This window comes from Halorubrum sp. CGM4_25_10-8A (assembly GCF_005435025.1).
In the GTDB taxonomy this organism is placed as follows: Archaea; Halobacteriota; Halobacteria; order Halobacteriales; family Haloferacaceae; genus Halorubrum; species Halorubrum ezzemoulense.
Genome location: NZ_SGTX01000033.1, coordinates 1 through 20,109, shown reverse-complemented (window position 1 = coordinate 20,109; position 20,109 = coordinate 1). Strand labels below are relative to the sequence as shown.

Below are 20,109 nucleotides of genomic sequence, written 5' to 3'. Positions count from 1 at the left end.
GGCGGGCCGCGGGACGAGTGACGCGCTCTCAGTGCTTGTTGGGGGGACAGACGCGATGGATGCCTATATTCTCGATAATCCAGGGTATCTATTCGATGACGACACCGTGGAGGATGCGGTGGTCTCTATCGATAACGACCGCGTCTTCGCAGACCACCTGCTCGCGGCGGCCGCCGAACGTCCGCTCACGGCTGAGGACGCGCCGTATCTCGGTGGTGAAGACCGGTTCCGAGAGATGACAGCCATGTGGCAAGACGCCGGGTTACTTGAACAAGCGGGGGATCTCGACGCTGGCGGTATTACCTACGCCGGCGACCGACGCCCGCAGAGCCGGATCTCGCTGTACGGGACGACGGGCATCGATTACGAGGTGGTCTGTACCAACGGCGAGATTGAGCACGACCCGGTCGCTACGGAACGAGCTTACCGTGACTACCATGAGGGGGCGTTGTTCCTCCATGCGGGCCAACAGTACGAAGTGACAGAGGTGGACCACGACCAGCCGCACCCGCGAATCCACGTCGAGGAGGTGGCTACCACGCACTACACGCAGACGCTGTCAACCAAGCAGGTTCAGGATCTCGACGTCAAAGACCACACTTCGCTGGCAGGTGACTATGATATCTACTTCGGGACAGGGACGGTGCGGATCACCTACGGGAGCTACATGGTCCGTGACTACCGAACGGGCGAACTCATTGACGGACCGCTTCCGACCGAGACACCACCGCTTGATTTACAGACCGAGCTCCTGTGGGTCTCGCTGCCCGAGGACCATCTACGGACGACGATCAATGCCCTTGATGCGCCGCTCTTGGAACCGACGGAACGCGCAGGCGATGATCCGCGAGTGCCGATGGAACAAGCGCGGTACACGTACGCTGGCGGGCTCCACGCCGCTGAACACGGGATCATCCAGCTCGCACCGCTGGAGCTGATGATCGACAATCACGATATTGGCGGGCTCTCAACGCCGTCGTACCCACACGAGACGATCCCAGGGCCGACATGGTTTGTTCATGATGGAATCGACGGTGGGATCGGCTTCTCAAAGGCGATATACGAGCACATCGAGACACTAGCGGACCGGACACGCGAACACATTGCTGACTGTGAGTGTGGCCGTCGCCGGGGCTGCCCGCTCTGTGTCATGAGCGAAGACTGTGGGAACAACAACGACCCACTCGACACTGCGACTGGGACGATGATTCTTGATGACTTGTTGGCAGCGTTCGATACACAGTCAGAGAGGTAGCGAGGTATTCGACGCGGAACAATCCGTTCACAGACGGACCTAAGCCGGTGGGTGCGTACAGTTCTCCGTTGAAACTCTCTCCTGGGTCACCGTGGTCCGGATGCGCTACCAACCGCTTGCTCTAACCGCCACGTGTTGCTCAACACGGTCTTCTTGTCGTCGGTGCCGCCGGTGGTGAGGATTCCGACGTGGTAGAGTTGGTATTTGAATTGGAAGTGAATGCCAGACTTGTACACCGTCGGATCAGTCAGCACGGCTTCATTGATGTCGCCGTCTGCGGTGAGGACATCGTCCCGTCGATGCTGGGTGAAGAACACTTCGACGGCGAGTGGTTGGTTGATGCGTGCGGCTTCGAGTGCGACGTCGGCGAGCGTTGCGTCTCGCGTCCCGCTCTGATGGAGCCGTTCGAGTGCGCTGATGATGAGTCGAGTCGGCTCGTATTGGATGGCGACGGAGCGTGCGAGCTGTGCCCATCGTGGGGCGAGCTCGGTGAACCTCGTTGATCTGCCTGTCCACGTGTCGAACTCGGCGAGCGCCGCTGTTACACTGCCGTGCTGGTCGCGGCCGAAGCGGACGACTTCTGCGCCGAGGTGCGTGAGTGAGTCGCCGTTTGGCTGGTCGTTGACGAGGTTCAACAGAATCGCGCCGCGCCGCCCACCAGAAATAGCGTTGATGACGTTGTCGACGTACACGGTCTCGGTGTCGCCGTCGACAGCAACCGCAAGCGCGTATCCGAGGTAGTTTTTCGGGTGATTCACCGGGAAGCTTCCGTCGGTTAGTCGATGCGTAGTCGCCTGAAGCCGGACCGCATCGATTGTCGTCGAGAACTCACCAGCCCCCGTGACGCGAGCGGGTTCGATGACACGTGCCGAATCCGAATCATCGACGGCGATGACACCAACGTTGAGATTCCGCGCCTGGGCACGTGCTGTGTCGGTGATACTGGGCGCCGGCGCAGCGACGTAGCCAAGGTTGACTTCAGGGAGATGGTTGTGCGCTTGGGTGATACCGCGAGCGACGTCCGCAGCGGCCGGGTCCGAGTTGTGGCCTTTCGCCTCGATCACTGTGACTGGTGTCGTGGCCGCATCACCGTTGAGCACCTCAGTGGCCGGCATCCCAACGCCGAGAAGATCTGGTTCCCCAGCAGCGAGTCGAATCGTGTTGTACGGCGCAAGCCGCTCTCGTAGCGCCTGCGGAATAGTCCACCCGCCCCACGTGGATTGCGTGAACTGCGTTTCTGTGACCGCGTACTGATCGGGGCTCGTCTCAATATCAGGATACAGCGTATCTTTCGCAGCAGCAAGCACCGTAGGTTCAGCGAGCGAGGCTGCCATTACACTGGCTATCACTCGTGGGAAACATAATTGGGGGGTTTAGAGATCCCGAATCAGAGGCGTGGTGTATCTATTTGCCATGAGTTCTAAATTTACCGTTGACACTCTTTGATGGCTTCCGTCGATCGTACAGCCTGAGGCATCGGCAGGACGACCAAATCTCAACGCTTATCCCTCACACAAGTATTCTTCAAGTATGTCCCAGAGCATATCGAAAGATGACTCTAAGCCGATCGATCTCGCTGAGGCAGGCCAACGAACACTCCAAATCGGAGCCGACAACCCCATCCGAATCAGCTCGGGCCATCGAATCCTCCATCACGATGGGAAGTGCTCGCGGCCACATGGCCACAACTACGAGATCACCGTGGAAGTGACGGGGGAACTCACCGAAGAAGGCTGGGTCGTCGACAAAGGCGACGTCACGGACGTCATCGACGCGTGGGACCACCGGTTCCTCGTTGAGGAGGGCGACCCACTTGTCGATGCCTTCGAAGCGTCGGGCGACGGCGACGCCCTCGTCGTCCTCGATCACCCACCGACAGCCGAGGTCATGAGCGTCCTCCTCGAACAACGCATGCTCGATGCGTTCCCGGACACCATCTCGGACGTGTCGGTGTCGGTGAGCGAAACCGGTGAGCTCTGTGCGAGTTACTGATGCCGGTCGCTAGCGATATCGAGGAACCCGCAACGGACGCTGACGTGACTAGTGAGGGCCTCCCGATCAACGAGGTGTTCTACTCGTTACAGGGTGAGGGAACGCTCGCAGGTGTCCCTTCTGTCTTCGTGCGGACGTCTGGGTGTAACCTCCGGTGTTGGTTCTGTGATTCCTACCATACGTCGTGGGAGCCGACCGGGGCGTGGCGCGACGTCGATTCGATCGTCGAGGAAATACAGTCCCACGAACAGGCTGGCCACGTCGTGCTCACAGGTGGGGAACCACTCATCCACGAGGAGTCCGTCGAGCTCTTAGAACGGCTTGACGCAGAGGGGTATCACACGACGGTGGAGACGAACGGGACGATCCATCGGGACGCGCCGATCGATCTGGCGAGTATCAGCCCGAAGCTGGCGAACAGCACGCCGACACCGGAGCGTGACCCGAAGGGGGAGGGAGAGTGGGAACAGAAACACGAACAGAACCGGATCGACATGGATGCGTTGTCCCAGATGGTCGATGCGTACGAGACCCAACTCAAGTTCGTCGTGACCGACGAGTCGGACCTCCCGGAGATCACGGGCCTGGTTGACCGAGTGCGAGAAGCGACGGCGACGACCGTCGCCGATGATGACGTCCTGTTGATGCCGGAGGGCATGACGCGCGAGCAACTCGACGGGACGCGAAGCGAGGTCGCCGAGCTGGCGATGGAGTACGGCTACCGGTACACGCCACGACTCCACGTGGACCTATGGAACGACGCACCGGGTACATGAGTACGTCACTCTCAGAGACCGGTCGGAAGAGCGCAGTGCCGCGAGTGCGGTGTGGTGAACAGAGTGACAATCGATTCGACACAACTGGGCAGACATGAGCAACAAAAGCGCGGTGATTCTGGTGTCCGGCGGGATGGATAGTGCGACGGCTGTCTACGAGGCGATCGAGCAGGGGTACGAGCCGTACTTCCTCCACACGTCGTACGGGCAGCGAACTGAAGACAAGGAGTACGAGTGTGCGAAAGCGCTTGCTGAGGAGGTCGACGCGGCCGACTTCCTCCATATCGAAACGGGGCACCTCTCGCAGATCGGTACATCGAGTTTGACGGACGAAGAGATGGACGTGGCTGACGCCGACATGGAGAGTGACGAGATCCCGACGTCGTACGTGCCCTTCCGAAACGCGAATCTGTTGTCGATGGCGACGTCGTACGCGGAGGCGACTGATTCAGAGGCGCTGTTCATTGGGGCGCACTCCGAGGACTTCTCCGGGTATCCCGATTGTCGCCCCGCCTTCTTCGACGCCTTTCAGAACGTGATCGACGTCGGGACGAAACCAGAGACGGAGATCGAGCTGAAAGCGCCGTTCGTCGAGTGGTCGAAGACGGAGATTGCGGAGCGGGGGTTGGAGCTCGGGGTGCCGTACGAGATGACGTGGTCGTGTTACCGCGACGAGGAACCGGCGTGTGGGACGTGTGATGCGTGTGCGTTCCGGCTTGAGGCGTTTCGGAATGCCGGGTCACGTGACCCGATTGCGTATGCTGAGCGGCCGGAGTTCTCGTAACTCGCCGGTCGTTACGCTTTGTCCGCGGCAGACGACCGGTTATCGCTCCGCTACATACATCACACGTATTCGGCGAACCCGAATGAATGTTTCAGTCTTAGAAGATTCCAAGACGACCTGTCGTAATCACAGCATGATCTGAGATAGATTGTGACTCCGGATGCCGAGACGACGTAGGTGAGGCTCCAATCTAGCAACTGGGGTGCTGTGCGATACGCTGAAGAGATTCCTCTGCGAATACGAGCGTATGCCGAAGGTCAGCGTTGAGATCCCCCAAGAACTGCTTGATGACCTCAACGAACACGTCGGTGACGAGGGAAAATTCGTCAATCGAAGCGACGCGGTTCGGGCATCAATCCGAAAGACGCTCGATATGCTTGATGAGATAGATAGACGGCACGGACGAGCCGAGAGTGGGGAAAAGGGCCAGCCACGTTAACCAACAAAAAGGTCGTTTTTGGAGTGGGTTTGTTGGTTAACTACAATCCACGCGAGATCGTACCCCCACACCCCGTGTGCGATATAAAATGGTGAAGGCGATGGGAGGAGTCAAAGAGGGGGCAACGAAACTGATTCACAATCCTCAGCGTCACTAAATATTCCATCAATTGCGGACACACCGGGGGGTGTGCGTATCGGACTACTGCCGCCGCGACTGGGGCTAGTTCAGTGTCTGCTGTTCGTTGAGCCAGCTTTTCGCAAGTTCATTGAACTCAACCGATTCGAATCGAGAAACGGCCTCCAGTACCTCAATCGCTGTCGAGGGCTCAACGCGGAGTTCAAACGTATAGGCTTCACCACCAACCGACCCCGAGGCAGATTTTCGTGCTCGAATGATACTCAACATATCGAGCTCGATAAGATGATCACGCATTCGACGTTGAGCCAAACGGTCAGCACCGATGTGGTCTGAAAGGGAGGTGTAGACATCATAGACATCGCGGGTCCGGATCCCGGAGGAGCCTCCGAGCTCAAGAATTGTCACCGCTGCGAGCGCGAGGTGCCCCTGAGTCGTGAGCTGCTCCATCCCTTCAATGATGAGCTCGCGCTCAGCTTCGCTTTGAGCGGCTCGGACGTGTTCTTCCCCAACTCGCGTATCACCCTCAGATTCAGCAATCGCTGCGGCTTTCCGGAGGTACTTGATTGCTTGGCGGGCACTGCCTTTGTCCTGAGCAGCGTACGCAGCACAGAGCGGAATCACGTCATCAGACAGAATCGCTGAATCAATACGAAGCAGTGTACACTCGGATCGGTCGACATCTATCTGTTCGAAGGCTTTGGCAAGCGAGCCATCGTCATCATCCAAGTCGACATCGGCCTCAAACTCTTCGCCGGCGGGAGTCTCATATACAAGTGAAGTGTCACGGAATGCTTTGCTCGCACGGCGAGAAAGGATATCACGGAGTTCATGTGCGTCGTAAGGCGCAAAGAAAATCGAATCATCGTAGAGGCTATCTTTCGCGGCCGGATCGAGGTTATCACGCCACTGGAGGTCGTTGCTGATGCCAATGATTGACGGATAGACATCGTCGTTGACGTAGTCTTTATCACGTGCACGGGGGAGCGAATAGAGGATCTTATCGTCCGTACCGAGGTTGTCAATCTCGTCGAGGACGATGATGATTGTGCCACCAATCTCGTTCATTCCCTCCCAGAGGTGGTCAAGAACCTTCTGCATCGAGTGGCCGTTAGGATTCTCGCCACCGATTTCTTCACAGAGTCCACAGGCGAGTGTGTAGCTTGAAGAAATACCCTCACACGAGAAGAACACCGTTGTTAGGTCGAGATTCTGGGCGTTAGCGAACATCTCCAACTCGGCCAATTCTGCTTTTGCGGCTGCTGTCTTTCCCTGGCCGGCTTTCCCTGAGAGGAACGTGTTTTCAGCGCCGGCACCGCGAGCTGCTGGCTTCAACGACCGTCGTAGCTTCAAGATCTCGTTTTGGCGTTCTGGAAGCGTTGCTGGCGTGTGGCCTTCTTTGAGGTAGTCCTCGCCGCCGACCGCAAAGATCTCGGAGGTCGTTGAATACGGGGACGAGTCCACTACCATATTTCGTGTATTCATACCACATAAACCCCCGTGTCCGTAATGTCTGACTTGTCTGTATAACCCCCCGCCCTGTCCGGGATTGTCGTCAGTTTGGTAACAGACGGTCGTGTTGTGACTCAATACGAACTATACCCCCGCCCCCGGGGTTGTCCGCAATTATCCGAGAAACAGTACCCCTATTATAGCTATCTTCATCGGCCTAACTAGACGTAGAATTCGTGAATTTGCCACGATTAGCAATAGTCACTAACGTATATAATAAATCTTTTTATTGGTATGTGTAAGTAGCAGATAGAAGGATTCTTACGCTTGTTCTTATTGTGTTTAGTATTTGTTTAAGTACTTTGGCTGCTGTCCGACTTAGACCGGCAGACAGTCTGGACTCAGAATTGCGGACATCCCCGGGGGCGGGCGGTAGATATATCGACTCTTTGCGACCGTCACTGAAACATAGTTTATTAGATGGTTTCTATACGAAATCGTGACTACTGAACCCGTGAAGGCTATTTTCAGTCATTAGCGGGTCATTCTAAAGTACACGTGAACTGAGTCTCTCAGTTTCGTTTTGAATCTGACTTCTTCTTTCCTCCGTGAATTGCGGACGCCCCCGGGGGTGGGAGAGGTAATCCTCAAACGGCTTCATCATTCTCGATTAACCGACGTTGGCTCAAACATAGACTCCTATCGGGGAACCCACTACCCCCGGCCTAACGAGCCGTGTAGTGAGATCCAATAGTAACTCACGTACTTTCACAGCTAAACCCGTGGTCTCCTGTTCGAACCACTACACCTCCGAGGCCACGTGAAATACTCGCAACCAAGATTACTACAATACAGACTTGACAGCGTAGTTTGTCACTATATCCCGTGAAATTGCGGACATCCCCGGGGGTGGGTGAAGTAGTAGTGTTTTAGATTTTGAATTGGCGAGTGAGGCGGGTCCCCTGCGCCACCATGTGCGGGGCTCTTGACTGGGAACATATTACCTGTCCTGTTCTGAAGATCAGCGTCAAACCAGAAGCCTCTGATTGACTCAGCTTTGAACGTTGTCGTGTTGACACTATTAGGCCCGAAACCGGAGGGAAAGACGTCCTACGAGGAGTTTACGGTATCGGTCGAACAGGAGAGTGATTCACAGAGGGTAATGAAGACAGCGTTCACTGCGTTTGAACCTCTAGTGGAGAGCGGAGCGTCTGCGGCTGAACTCTCTTTTCCATGCTCACACCGTCTCAGCCGCCATTTTCGGTCGATTAAGTGTTAGATACTCAACATTCAAAGCTGAGTACTACAAACGAACTGCTTATCGCTGATAGTGGTCACAGCCTGCGGGGTGTCACTTCCACTTTCACCGCCCGTCCATGGCTCACCCCTTTTACAGGCGGTACGAGGCGAATGCCCCGGGGCTTGACCCCGGGGTTGAAGCCGACACTCCGTGACACTAACAATTAACTACCAACACGGCGATAATCACGGTACAGCGATGTGGTACGACTACCGCTTCCGCGCCTACCCTGACCGAACAGGCGTGACTGCGGAAGTGGAACGTCACATTGACATTCATCGTCAAGCCTACAACCACACCCGCTACGAATACCAAACCCTCGACACCGACGAGGACAACATCGGTTCGGCGTACCAACACCAGAAGCGCCTCACCGAGTGGAAAGACAAATGGCCCGTGTTCTCTGAAGTCTACTCGAAGGCGTTGCAGAAGACCGTCGAACGCTTCTACGACAACCTCTCAACCCTCTCCGAGAAGAAGCAGAACGGGCACACCGTCGGGCGGCTCAAGTGGAAGGCACCAAGGGAATACCAGAGTCTAACGTACTCGCAGTCCGGCTTCGAACTCAAAAACACGAGTGGTCGGACTGCCACGCTCTGGCTCTCCAAAATCGGTGACATCCCTATCCGCTACCACCGAGAGATTCCCAGCAACGCCACCATCAAAGAAGTCACCCTGAAAAAGGAGACGACGGGTGAGTGGTACGTCACGTTCGGCCTCGAAGTCGAAGACACTGCACTCCCCGAGAAACCTGACGTAGACGACTTGGATGTTGAGGACTGCGTTGGCATCGACCTCGGCATCACCAACTACATCTACACGTCGGACGGTGACAGCGTGGACTGGCTCGACCTCTCCGACGAGTACGAACGCCTGTGTCGGGAACAGCGCAGTCTCTCCCGGAAAGAACACGGGAGTAACAACTGGGAGAAACAACGCCGTAAGGTCGCCAAAGTCAAGCGAAGGATCAAGCGGAAAATCGAAGACTTCCAGCACAAGCTCACGACGTGGCTCGTCAAAGAGTATGACGCCGTGTTCGTTGAAAACTTGAACGTCGCGGGGATGCTCCAAAGCGACGGAAATGCACGGAACAAGCAGGATGCCGCGTGGCGTGCATTCATTGAGATGCTGGAGTACAAGGGCGACTTGTACGGCACGCACGTCGTCCAAGTGAACCCTGCGGGGACGACCAAGGAGTGCGCCGAGTGTGGTGTCGAGACGGAGAAGCCGCTGTGGGTGCGAGAACACAGTTGCCCGAGTTGTGGGTTTGAGGCGGACAGGGATGCGAATGCGTCGTACAACGTTCTTTCTCGTGGTCTTCAGGAGTTAGGTCTGGGACAGGCCGAAGTGACGCCCGTGGAGACTGCGACCGCTGTGGAAACCGATGGAGGCTCTTCTTCGTCGGTTCCTGCAAGTCGCGTCATTGAAACGGGAAGCCTCGGGGCTTGACCCCGAGGCGGTTCACCTAATTCCCCGTCGGCCCTACCATGCCAACTCGTTCCCGACGACCGACCGGCGACCTCCCGGACCTCTCGCCGGGCGTCACGCTCGTCGACGTCGACGACGAACTCGGAGTCACGCCCGTCCAAGCACTCCTGCTCGACCGCGTCCTCGGCGCCGACAGCCCCGCGTTCTGGGCCGACGGCGCGAACCGAGCGAACACGAGCCGGCTCCGCTCGCTGTCGACGAGGCCCGTTGCTCATCGGTCAGCCCCCCCGAACCAGATGATCCCGCACGGTTCGTTGGCACTTCTGACACGTTTCATCGAGCGTCGCCACCGTCGCCAGCACCGGATGGTCGACTGGGAAATCCTGATAGAGGTACGGCATGAGGCTTCGGTGGCGGACGCCGACGTCAACACCGTTGTTCGTCGTTGCCTCGAGGAATGCCTGCCGGTCGTAAGCCATCTCCTCACAGCGGTCGCGATGATCGGTAAGCGTTTCGTGGCGCTGTTGTAGCGCATCGAAGCCGAGGTCGGTCAACGGCGTCTGGTTCGCGTTGACGATCCAGGCGATGATGTCGTCGACCACCACACCCGCCTCGTCGAGATGTGCTTCCTCGCGTTCGAGCGCTTTCCGTAACGCCGTGGCTTCCGCCCGCCGAGCTTGTGCTTCGGTGAGGACCATCCGTTTCAGGTCGGGAGTGAACGAGGCCTCTGTCGTCGGGGCGAGTGCTACTGCGATTGCGTCAGTAAACTCCTCGCGCATCGTTTCCAGCAAGGACTCGGTCTCGTCGAGATCGGCGACGCTGTGGGGGCGAATCGTCTCGGCGAAGGCCTTTCGGACAGGCCGACAGCCATCAGTACTGGAGGAGTCTGCGGAGAGGTGAGTGACTCCCCCGGCTGTTGTGAGGCCAGCAGCCGATGATGGTGTCTGCTCGGGCTGTTGTTTCTGTACCCGACGGATGAATGCCTCGTAAGCGTCCCGCATCTCAGCAATAGCATCCTGCTCGGATCGAGCGCACGTTCGCGCTTGCTCGATGTAGGTGTCGACGACCATCTCACACCTCCCCGTCGATCGGCGCACTTACGATGCCGTTTTGGTCTCCCGTGTCCGCGAGGCCGAACATGAGCTGCCAGCCGCCGTCTCCGGTGGTCACCTGAATAGATTGTGGGGGATGGTCCGTGTGATGGCGGCAGAGTTCGAGCGTGACCGGCAGTACGGGAAGTCGGTCGTTCTGTGCCGAGAGTGCGTAGCCGGAGATCTGCACGACAACGGCTTCCGCGCCAGTGTCGAGATCGACCGAGTCCGGCGAGCCCGTGTAGCTCTCGATAACGCCTCGCTGCTCGAGTGTGTCCAGCGTCGCGTCGAGAGGATTGGTTTCGTCGGTGGGTGGTTTGAGTCGCGCTGCGGCATCGGTAAGGACTTCAGCCTGGTCAGCAGGAGACAGCCGCTCGTGGAGTTCAGCAGTTATGCTTTTGAGCAGGCAGAGACAGAGTTCGTCGGGTCCACCGACGTTCTCGGCGAGCTCGAAGTAGGCGTCCATAACAGCAGTCTCGATGTCGTCGTACCCCGATTCAGAAAGCGTCTCGAAGACGGCGCCGGCGACGCGGTGACAGAACTCGACGAGATCGCCGTGTCCGGGAGTGGGAGTCTTGGTGATCACGGGCTCGGAAAGCGTGTACTCGTCTCGTTCGGTCATCGAATCGTAGCGGTGTCCTTTCGTCGAACCCATTGGTGGCTCCTCACAGACGATCAGGTCGTAGTAAGGGACCTGCGGGTCGTATCGTCGCAGCGCCGAGCGGTACTGTTTGGTGGCCCGAGCGGCGGCCCGTGCGGTGGCCCGGTCCGGGAACCGAGTGCCGGCCGCCGGGACCGGTCGGTCGCCCGTGCGGCCACAGCGGACGTAGTACTGGCCGCCTTTGGTCCCGAGGCCGTCGATGTGTTCCCTGATGTCAATAAGTGTCGGGCCGACCATACTTACTCTGAAACCCCATTTGATGGCCTTTTTGAACCGGAATCGGGACTGTTTGAGGGTCCGACAGACCACTCATAGTCAGTCCCGTAGCATTGTTTGTCGACTGGGACGCTGCGCATATCGAGTGTCGTTTTCGGGAATGGCAAATGCGCACCCCACTCGGGAAAGCGTCGATTCCCTGGTCTCTCTCGGAGAGGCGTCAGCCGGTCACCTCTCGCAGGGGGCCCCTCATCGGCGGCCCCTCGCTTAGATGCTTGTTCGCGACGATACCACGTGGAATACGACGGTACCATCGCTTATTCGACAATGACGGAACCGACCATCCCTGCAGCCTCATGAGGAACACAGAAATACTCGTGTGTCCCGGTCGCTTCGAACGTGTGGACGTACGATTTGCCGGACTGAACGGCACCCTCACCATCCTCCCAGCCCTCGCGGGCGGCCTCCTCGCTTTCGAACCCACCGGAGGCCCAGTGCTCCGCGTCCTCTGGAATTTCACCCTCATATGCAACGACGTTGTGTGGTTCCCCTGCAGCGTGCTTCCACGCGACTGTATCGCCCTGCTGGATCGTCAGTTCCTCCGGCTCGAAGGCGACAGCCTGCATATTGACCACGTGGTCGGCGTCGTCCGGCACCCCATCCTGAATGTTGGGGCCGCCCTGAAGATCCGTTTCCTCACTCCCGCCGCCCGACTCGCCGCCGCTACCCTCGCCGACGGGGGCTTCGTCGACGGCCCCGACGACGGCGAACTGCGCACGAATCGAAGCGTCGGCGTACGCCGACGCTGCGCTCCTGACGCCCGACCCTGACTCGATCGCGCCGATATAGTCGTTCAGCGCGGACTCGTATCTTTCGTAGGCGCTCTCGTCGGCCTCCTCGAGCATCTCGTGGACTTCTGCCTCCTCGAAAGCAGCGAAGGTGTCTTGCATAATCGATGTCGCTGCCCCGCCGAACGACCCGCCACCGGATTCAACGACCGCGTAAATCGCCCCGACCGCCTCGTCATTGAACGCACGGGACTGTTCACCGGCGTCTCCGCCTTCTTGTGCAGCGCTCGATGCGTCGCTGAGGGCGGCCTCAAAGGACTCATAGCGGTCGTGGTCGGCCTCTTCGAGTGCCTCGTGGAACCCGCCGGCACCCGCCTCAAAGTGCTGGAAGGCCGCCTGAACCAGCGACCCGGCGCGCTCGTTTTCTCCGAGAACGTCGAGAACGCCTGCGTCGAAGACCCGAGCGGCCATATAGCCGCTCTCGACGGCGCTCACCTGCGCGGTCGATCCAGCGGCCGTCTCGAAGGACAGCAGCGTTTCGCGGATGCCGCTCACGTGTTCGTCGACGGCCGCGTCGTTGCCCTCCTCGAATGCCGTGATCAATCCGTTGAGGTGTTCTTCTTCGAAGGTCTCGTACAGCGATTCGTCGGTCTCTTCGAGCGTCTCGTGGAAGTCGGCCTCGTTGGTCTCGAATGTCTCGAATAGCCCACGGACTGTCTCGGCAGCGGCCGGCTCTTCGCCGAGACGGTACCGTTCGTGAGCGTCCTCGATTCGGGCTTTGAAGTAGCCCGCCTCAAGCAACGCCGGCTCGGCGCCACTTCCCAGCGCCTCAATGCCCTCGACCAGCGAGCCGTTGATTGTCTCGACCGCTGACGCGACGCCCTCAGCGTCGTCGTTCTCGATGGCCGCCGAGAGCGCACTCAAGCCGCCGTCCTCGAAGCGGGTATAGGCGTCCTCGCTGGCCTCTTCCAGAGCCTCGTGAGCACGGGCGCCTTCGAAGTGAGCGAAGACGTTCTTGACGCGCTGTCGCGCCGCCTCGGCGTGCCCACGCTCGTAGAGCCGGGCCGCGTCGTGGACTCGCGCCCGGTAGATCGTCAGGGCCGCCGCGTGGACAAACTCCGTCGAGGGGCCGCTCATCGACGCGAGCGCCGCGGCGTCCCAGCCCTGACCCTGATAGGACGCGATTTGCCCCGCGCCCGCGAGTTCCTCGTTCGTAGCGACGGCATACGCTCCAGTAGCCGACGCGTTCAACGCCGTACTTGTTGCACTGCGGAGCGACTCCATGTCACCGGATTGGGCGGCTGAGATCGCGTCTTCCATCCCACCTTCGAGCGACTCGTAGGCCTCACTATCGGCGCTTTCGACCGCATCATGAGCGGGCGAGGTTTCCCACCAGCCCAGCACCTCTTGGCCGACCGACGCCGCGCCCTCGGTGTCGCCGGCGGCGGAGAGCAGTTCGATGTTGTTGACCGCCGTGCCGAACCGGAGGACTTCCAGCGCGTTCGCTCCGGTCTCGCCGACGCGTGTGACGGTCGCCTCGCGGAGGTTCGTGTGTGCCGCCTCCCAGCCGCCGCGGGCGGCCTCGACATCACCCGCGCTCAGCCCCTCGTTCATGACGACCAGACCGTCCTCCTCGAAGCCCTCGTAGTTGTCCTCGCTCGTCGTTTCGAGGAACTCATGGGCACCGTACTCGCCGTTTGCGCCCTCGAAACGTGCGAAAACGTTCTGACCGACGCTCGCCCCCGCCCCGGCGTGGCCGGCAATGCTGAAGGTAAACGCGTCGTCAAGCCGCATCCGCATCGTGTTCCATTCCGCGGCGACTGCGGCGTGCGTCGGATCCGATTGGAGCGCTTCCTCATCGTCCGAAGCGCCGTCTGTTGACTGTCCTTCATTAGCACCGGGCGTCGACTCTTCATCGCCGGACATCCCGTTACAACCTCCGAGGGCAACGCCAGCTATTGCTGCGCCTGTTCCCTTTAGCCAGGTTCGTCGTGTCTCTTGCACATATTTTAGGCCAGCCTAAAAGAACTTAAAGACGTTGATTTTTTGGCCGGCCTAAAATGGAAAATGCCCCTGTTTTTCACAGAGAGGCAGTCGTTGGTCGGTCAGTGAATGGATCTTCGTCATACGTGGACCAGTCTCCGTCTCCACTATTCGTGACGCCTGTCGGATCGAACTCGCCGCGCTGGATACCCGCTCTGACTGGCTCGGGTTCGGCGTCGCTTGGCGGTGGTGCCGTCACGAGTAATACTTCGAGCCTGTATTTCATACCACTCGTATTCTCCCGACTTACGTCCTGCCCAAGACCCATTGTGACTGGATAGCGAATCGGTGGCCTGATGTTGACGACGAGCTCGGCAGGCGACCACTCGTGTCGACATCAAACGGACGTGCGCATCGATCGACGCTTCGAGGGGATTGTTACAGATACACAAGCCCCTACGTTTCCACTGGAGAGTGTCCGCATGACCGTGATCCAGATGAATGCGGCGTAATGGAGTATACCGCCGCATTTGACTGCCCCTCGAGCGTGAGTCCGCACGCTTTCCGGCGTGGTGGGATCACTCACCATTTGAACAGTGATGTTCCGAAAGAGGTTGTCGGTGACCGCGCGAACGTGACGGCGGGTGTTTTCGACGAACACTACGACCGGTTGAGTCAGTACGAAAAGATGTGCTCTGTTGAATCCGCAGAAGGCGTCGGAATCGGGTCACTCTGAGTTGACTCAAGAGCGCTGTCGAGAGAATTTAGAGATATAGTAGACGTTAGAAATAGTTGCTCACTTTTGGGATAGAGATTTGGTCAAGAGCACTGTCGATCGCTGTTGTCAGCTCGTCGAGTGAGTCGAAGAACCGGTTGCTGAGCGCTGCTTGAAGTTATCTCCAGCATTCCTCAACTGGGTTCAGCTCCGGTGAATACGATGGGACCGTCACAAACGCGAGGTCGTCACGGGACGCTATAGTAGACGTTAGAAATAGTTGCCCACTTTTGGAATGGAAATTTGGTCAAGAGCGGTATCGATCGCTGTTGTAAGTTCGTCGAGTGAGTCGAAGAATCGGTTGCTGAGAGCTGCTTGGAGCTGTCTCCAACATTCCTCGACAGGGTTCAACTCCGGCGAATATGACGGGAGCGTCACAAAGGCGAGGTCGTCACGGGCCGCGAGGTCCGTGACGGCCGATGCCTGAAAATACGGTGCGCCATCGAGCACGACGATCAGATCCTCTTCAAATTCGTCACATAGTGCTAAAATGAAATGTTTTGCGTGATCGGCGGTGATGTACTCGGGAAGCCGTGAGAAAAAGCGATCGCCGTCCTCGGTGATTGCGCCGAGCAAGCATGTCCACTCCCGTTGACCGGATAATTCGACAGAAGGCCGCGTGCCGCGCGGAAACCACGCGGCACGCGGCTCGACTTGGACGGATTTTTTGGTTTGATCGATACAGACTACTGTGGCGTCCATCTCTCGCCGCTTTTTTTGATCTCGTCGTGAAACGCTTCTTGGTCGTCTTCGTCGGATTCAGCGGCTGAACGGCGTGGTTTTTGATAACTCAATCCCGCTTCTTTCAACAACCGCCGGCAGCTTGGGATTGAGTAGTCGACGCCGTACATTTCTTCAAGATATTCTTGTGCGAGCGCCGGCGTCCACGCCGGCGCGTCAACGCCGATCTCTTCGGGTGATTCGTGGACTGTTTGTTCAAACTCTTTTTGCTGTTTTCTGAGATTTTTCGTTTTCGACCAGATCAGTGAGCATTTGTAACAGCTTGTTCAAGCGGTTCGTCGGTATCGAATCGGTTGAGCCAGTTATAAATCGTTTTTCGCTCTGTGTCGTACCACTCGGCAAGTTCGGTTTACGTGACGCCGTTTTTGTACGCGATCGCAGCTAACAGCCGTTGAGTCGGCTTGTTTCCATCAACATTGTCAAGCGCCTCTTGGAGTTCTTCGACGGAGATCTCGTTGAGCTGATCTATTACAGGCAACATACCTTTCTGAGTAAAAACTTCTACCGACTACTATATTAACCGCACACTGAAGGAGGATAGTACTCTCGCCTACACTTATAATCATAGTGATGAAAAATCGTGGGGAGAACTATTGGAATCTCTCTGTGAAAACGACTTTGAGGTGACAGCGACTTATCCAGTATCTTCAGATGTTCAAAAATTCACCGATGAGAAGCTGTTGCTCTTGACATTGTCATCGTAGCCCGTCCAACTGATGAGCACAAGCCTATTTCTTGGAATTCGCTGCGGCGCCATATCGTACGGGCAGCTGTAAGGACTCGTGAAACTCTCGAAGAAAATCCGTGACTAAGCCAACTTTAGTGCTTTACAAAGTAGATTTTATTTTGTATTGTCGGGGTTTTTCATCGTAATGGTAAGCTTTGCCAAGCAACTGTTATGACGCAGAAGTCAGTATGATTAAGCAGATGGCTAGCAATAGTTCAAACGAGACGTTTACTGGAAAGTCGAATCAGGACTGGTGGCCTGAACGACTGAGCTTAGACATACTCGATCAGAATAGCCAGAAATCCGACCCACTCGATGAGAACTTCGACTACGGAGAGGCGTTTCAGGAACTCGATCTTGAGGAGGTCAAGGCGGACATCGAAGACGTACTGACGGACCCACAAGACTGGTGGCCGGCCGACTACGACCACTACGGTCCGCTTATGATCCGAATGGCGTGGCACAGTGCTGGTACGTACCGCGCTTACGACGGACGCGGCGGAGCGGCCGGTGCCCGGCAGCGGTTTGCGCCACTTAATAGTTGGCCGGACAACGCCAACCTTGATAAGGCCCGGCGCCTGCTTTGGCCTGTCAAGCAGAAGTACGGCCGTAACCTGTCGTGGTCGGACCTGATCGTCCTCGCTGGGAACGTCGCTGTCGAGTCGATGGGGTTCCAGACGTACGGCTTCGCTGGCGGTCGCGAAGACGACTTCGACACTGACAAAGCAGTTAACTGGGGCCCGGAAGACGAGCTGGAAACCCAGGGCCGCTTCGAGCAGCCCGGTGAGATTAAGAAGGGGCTCGGCGCGTCGGTGATGGGGCTTATTTACGTTAATCCTGAAGGGCCGGATGGACAGCCCGACCCCGAGGCGTCGGCAAAGAATATTCGCCAGACGTTCTCCCGGATGGCAATGAACGACAAGCAGACGGCCGCACTCATTGCTGGTGGCCACACCTTCGGGAAAGTTCACGGCAAAGACGACCCCGAAGAGGTACTCGGGCCCGAGCCGGAGGCGGCTCCCATGGAGAACATGGGGCTCGGCTGGCAGAATGACGCCGCCGTTGAGGACGGCGAAGTCACCACGAGCGGGATTGAGGGGCCGTGGACCCAGTCTCCGACAAACTGGGACATGGGATACGTCAATAACCTCCTCGATTACGAGTGGGAGCCCGAGAAGGGGCCGGGTGGTGCCTGGCAGTGGACGCCGAAGAGCGACGAGCTTGAGGACGCCGCGCCGGACGCCCTCAACGACAGTGAGCAGGTCACGCCGATGATGCTCACGACGGATGTCGCGCTCAAGAAAGATCCGGACTACCGAGAGATCATGGAGACGTTCCAGGAGAACCCAATGGAGTTCGGAATAGCGTTCGCCAAGGCCTGGTACAAACTGACCCACCGTGACATGGGTCCGCCAGAACGGTTCCTCGGTCCCGAGGTCCCCGACGAAACGATGGTCTGGCAGGATCCGCTCCCCGATGCAGAGTACGAACTTGTGGGTGCCGAAGAGATCGCCCATCTCAAGGAAGCGATTCTTGAGACGGACCTCTCACAGGCGCAGTTAATCAAGACCGCGTGGGCCTCTGCGTCGACGTACCGAGACAGCGACAAGCGTGGTGGTGCAAACGGAGCTCGCATTCGCCTGGAACCACAGCGCGGTTGGGATGTTAACGAGCCGGAGAAGCTGAAAACAGTCTTGGAAACGTACGAACGCATCCAGGCAAAGTTTAACGACTCGCGCGGCGAGGTGCAGGTGTCGTTGGCTGACCTCATTGTGCTCGGTGGGAACGTGGCCGTTGAGGAGGCCGCAGCCGAGGCCGGCTACGACATCGACGTGCCATTCGAGCCCGGTCGGACCGACGCGACTGCCGGACAGACTGATGCAGACTCGTTTGAAGCGCTCAAGCCGCAGGTCGATGGGTTCCGCAACTACGTTCCAGACGGTGTCGATCAGCCGGCTGAGGAACTGTTGGTCGACAAGGCCGACCTGCTGAACCTGACGCCTGACGATATGACTGCGTTAGTCGGCGGTATGCGGACGCTCGGCGCTACGTACGGCGACAGGGAGTACGGCGTGCTTACCGACCAGCCGGAGGCGCTGACGAATGACTTCTTCGTGAACCTCCTGAGCATGGAAACGAACTGGGAACCGTCCATTGAGGAGCAGGTGTTCGAGGGCTACGACCGCGACACCGGCGACCTCAAGTGGAAGGCGACCCGTACAGACCTGATCTTCGGGTCACACTCCCGGCTCCGTTCGATTGCCGAGGTGTATGCAGCAGAAGACGGCGAGGAGAAGCTCGTCGAAGACTTCGTTAACGCCTGGAGTAAAGTGATGCGGGCAGACCGCTTCGACCTAGCGTAATCGAGGAAGCACTCCGAAGACTTTCTTGACCACACGCTTTCCGTGGTTTACTGGATAACCAGTGGCGTCGAGAGCAGCGATTTATCCTGTCGCCACTGGCCCAAAACGCTGACTCCTAACCTAACTTTCAAATCAGTTCGGCGTCCCCGCAACTCATCTCTTCTACTCTCAACTTTCTTTAGTCTCTGGTTCCTACTCAAAATGTGTTATACTATCCAGTCAGTCCTGAAGTTGAGTGAGTTGGCTTATTTTTTCTCCCGCTCAGCCTGTAGGTCATCAATCTCTGCCTCAATATCCCCTCGCTTGTCCCGGTATCGCGTTAGTTCTCCCTGCGCTTGCGCTTCCTCTTGGCTCAGTTCTAACTCGCCAATCCTTTCGTCAATAGCAGTAACAACTTGTGAGACTCTTATTCTGCTCTATTGAAAATGTAAGACGGGAAGGCGATTAGAGCGTTTTAGCGAGTTTCTTGATGTTGTTGAGAGCGAAGAGAAGAACGATTTCACGGAACTGTCGGTACCAGAACCGCGAACGCAGGGCAGCGGCCTGCGTTCGCTTGACCGAGGAGTACGTTGTTTCAGCTATCCAGCGTTGCGTGTAGCCCTTTGCTCGGATGAGTGCGTTATTGGCAGTTGCCATTATCGAAGATCCGCGGTAGTGAACAAGAGACTCGACATTGAGCGCAGCAACTTGGTATTCGCTGTTCCAATCTTGGAACCCATTGTCGGCGGCGACAGACCGCAGGGTCGTCCGCCGGAACGCGGACGACCCAAGGCCCAGCCCTCGTGTCGTGTTCACGCTCGATACAGCAATGTACGTCCAGCACTGCTAACTACTCCGTATCGGTCAGCGTTGTCGCCTTGATCGTTTTTACGCGCCGGCCACAACGTTGGAGGTAGTGTTGAGAAGCTTGCTGTCGTTCGATGAATGTGCTGTCCAAGGCAACGTGGCCTGATTGTGGGAGTTGCTGCGCTGATAATGGTTAAGATAACATTCGAAAGTCAAGGAACTGTTCACACCACTTCTTTGCGAAGCTGACGCGTTTCGTTATTTTCTCAAAAGTTTCCTGAACGAGCTCTTTGAATTCCGCTTCGCTCTCAACGACGATTGGTGCCATCGTCCATTTGAGATACTTCCAGACTTGCTCGATTGGGTTGAGGTGCGGTGAGCCTGATGGAATGAAAATCAGGTCAATCCCGAGTT

General features: G+C 57.6%; 12 protein-coding genes and 5 pseudogenes. 8 read left to right on the top strand and 9 right to left on the bottom strand.

Annotated features, from left to right (window positions below; translation table 11 throughout):
- Window positions 1-1,255 (top strand): Zn-binding domain-containing protein (locus tag EXE52_RS17620; RefSeq protein ID WP_137703976.1); only part of this gene is annotated, 1,255 nt, incomplete at its 5' end.
- An 86-nt stretch (window positions 1,256-1,341) separates the two neighbouring features.
- On the opposite strand, the gene EXE52_RS17615 is transcribed toward EXE52_RS17620, so the two are convergent.
- On the bottom strand, window positions 1,342-2,589 hold the full coding sequence (locus tag EXE52_RS17615) for a hypothetical protein (RefSeq protein WP_137703975.1): 1,248 nt from the start codon (window positions 2,587-2,589) through the stop codon (window positions 1,342-1,344).
- 196 nt (window positions 2,590-2,785) lie between these two features.
- On the opposite strand from EXE52_RS17615, the gene EXE52_RS17610 reads away from it, so the two are divergent.
- From EXE52_RS17610 to EXE52_RS17595, 4 genes are all read left to right on the top strand, one after another.
- Window positions 2,786-3,247 carry a 6-pyruvoyl tetrahydropterin synthase family protein gene (locus tag EXE52_RS17610; protein ID WP_137703974.1) on the top strand — a complete coding sequence of 154 codons (462 nt, stop codon included), beginning with the start codon at window positions 2,786-2,788 and terminating at the stop codon, window positions 3,245-3,247.
- On the top strand, window positions 3,247-4,023 hold the full coding sequence (locus EXE52_RS17605; RefSeq protein WP_137703973.1) for a 7-carboxy-7-deazaguanine synthase QueE: 777 nt from the start codon (window positions 3,247-3,249) through the stop codon (window positions 4,021-4,023). Before EXE52_RS17610 ends, EXE52_RS17605 begins: the two co-directional genes overlap by 1 nt.
- 94 nt (window positions 4,024-4,117) lie before the next feature.
- On the top strand, window positions 4,118-4,807 hold the full coding sequence (gene queC / locus EXE52_RS17600; RefSeq protein ID WP_137703972.1) for a 7-cyano-7-deazaguanine synthase QueC: 690 nt from the start codon (window positions 4,118-4,120) through the stop codon (window positions 4,805-4,807).
- Between the two features lie 247 nt (window positions 4,808-5,054).
- Window positions 5,055-5,246: a ribbon-helix-helix domain-containing protein gene (locus EXE52_RS17595; protein ID WP_137703971.1), complete on the top strand. Its 192-nt coding sequence runs from the start codon at window positions 5,055-5,057 to the stop codon at window positions 5,244-5,246.
- Window positions 5,247-5,468: 222 nt separating this feature from the next.
- On the opposite strand, the gene EXE52_RS17590 is transcribed toward EXE52_RS17595, so the two are convergent.
- Window positions 5,469-6,848 carry a Cdc6/Cdc18 family protein gene (locus tag EXE52_RS17590; protein WP_137703970.1) on the bottom strand — a complete coding sequence of 460 codons (1,380 nt, stop codon included), beginning with the start codon at window positions 6,846-6,848 and terminating at the stop codon, window positions 5,469-5,471.
- A 1,486-nt stretch (window positions 6,849-8,334) separates the two neighbouring features.
- On the opposite strand from EXE52_RS17590, the gene EXE52_RS17585 reads away from it, so the two are divergent.
- On the top strand, window positions 8,335-9,585 hold the full coding sequence (locus tag EXE52_RS17585; RefSeq protein WP_137703969.1) for an RNA-guided endonuclease TnpB family protein: 1,251 nt from the start codon (window positions 8,335-8,337) through the stop codon (window positions 9,583-9,585).
- Window positions 9,586-9,842: 257 nt separating this feature from the next.
- Here the strand turns inward: EXE52_RS17585 and EXE52_RS17575 are convergent, their stop codons facing one another.
- From EXE52_RS17575 to EXE52_RS17545, 5 genes and pseudogenes are all read right to left on the bottom strand, one after another.
- On the bottom strand, window positions 9,843-10,634 hold the full coding sequence (locus EXE52_RS17575) for a hypothetical protein (protein ID WP_137703968.1): 792 nt from the start codon (window positions 10,632-10,634) through the stop codon (window positions 9,843-9,845).
- Window position 10,635: 1 nt separating this feature from the next.
- Window positions 10,636-11,625, bottom strand: coding sequence for a hypothetical protein (locus tag EXE52_RS17570; RefSeq protein ID WP_241988295.1), 990 nt, complete (start codon window positions 11,623-11,625; stop codon window positions 10,636-10,638).
- 224 nt (window positions 11,626-11,849) lie between these two features.
- Window positions 11,850-14,246, bottom strand: a complete 2,397-nt coding sequence (locus tag EXE52_RS17565; RefSeq protein WP_199237909.1) for a DUF5059 domain-containing protein — start codon at window positions 14,244-14,246, stop codon at window positions 11,850-11,852.
- Window positions 14,247-15,085: 839 nt separating this feature from the next.
- Window positions 15,086-15,271, bottom strand: a pseudogene (locus tag EXE52_RS17550) (transposase); the annotation flags it as partial.
- A gap of 17 nt (window positions 15,272-15,288) precedes the next feature.
- A pseudogene (locus EXE52_RS17545) lies at window positions 15,289-16,288 on the bottom strand (IS630 family transposase).
- Window positions 16,289-16,334: 46 nt separating this feature from the next.
- Here EXE52_RS17545 and EXE52_RS19225 point away from each other — a divergent pair.
- Both EXE52_RS19225 and katG read left to right on the top strand, forming a co-directional pair.
- Window positions 16,335-16,621: pseudogene (locus tag EXE52_RS19225) on the top strand (DNA methyltransferase); the annotation flags it as partial.
- Between the two features lie 125 nt (window positions 16,622-16,746).
- Window positions 16,747-18,909, top strand: a complete 2,163-nt coding sequence (gene katG, locus EXE52_RS17540; protein WP_089309007.1) for a catalase/peroxidase HPI — start codon at window positions 16,747-16,749, stop codon at window positions 18,907-18,909.
- A gap of 444 nt (window positions 18,910-19,353) precedes the next feature.
- Here katG and EXE52_RS17535 read toward each other — a convergent pair.
- Together EXE52_RS17535 and EXE52_RS17530 are read right to left on the bottom strand one after the other, a co-directional pair.
- Window positions 19,354-19,885, bottom strand: a pseudogene (locus EXE52_RS17535) (transposase); the annotation flags it as partial.
- Window positions 19,886-19,888: 3 nt separating this feature from the next.
- A pseudogene (locus EXE52_RS17530) lies at window positions 19,889-20,109 on the bottom strand (IS630 family transposase); the annotation flags it as partial.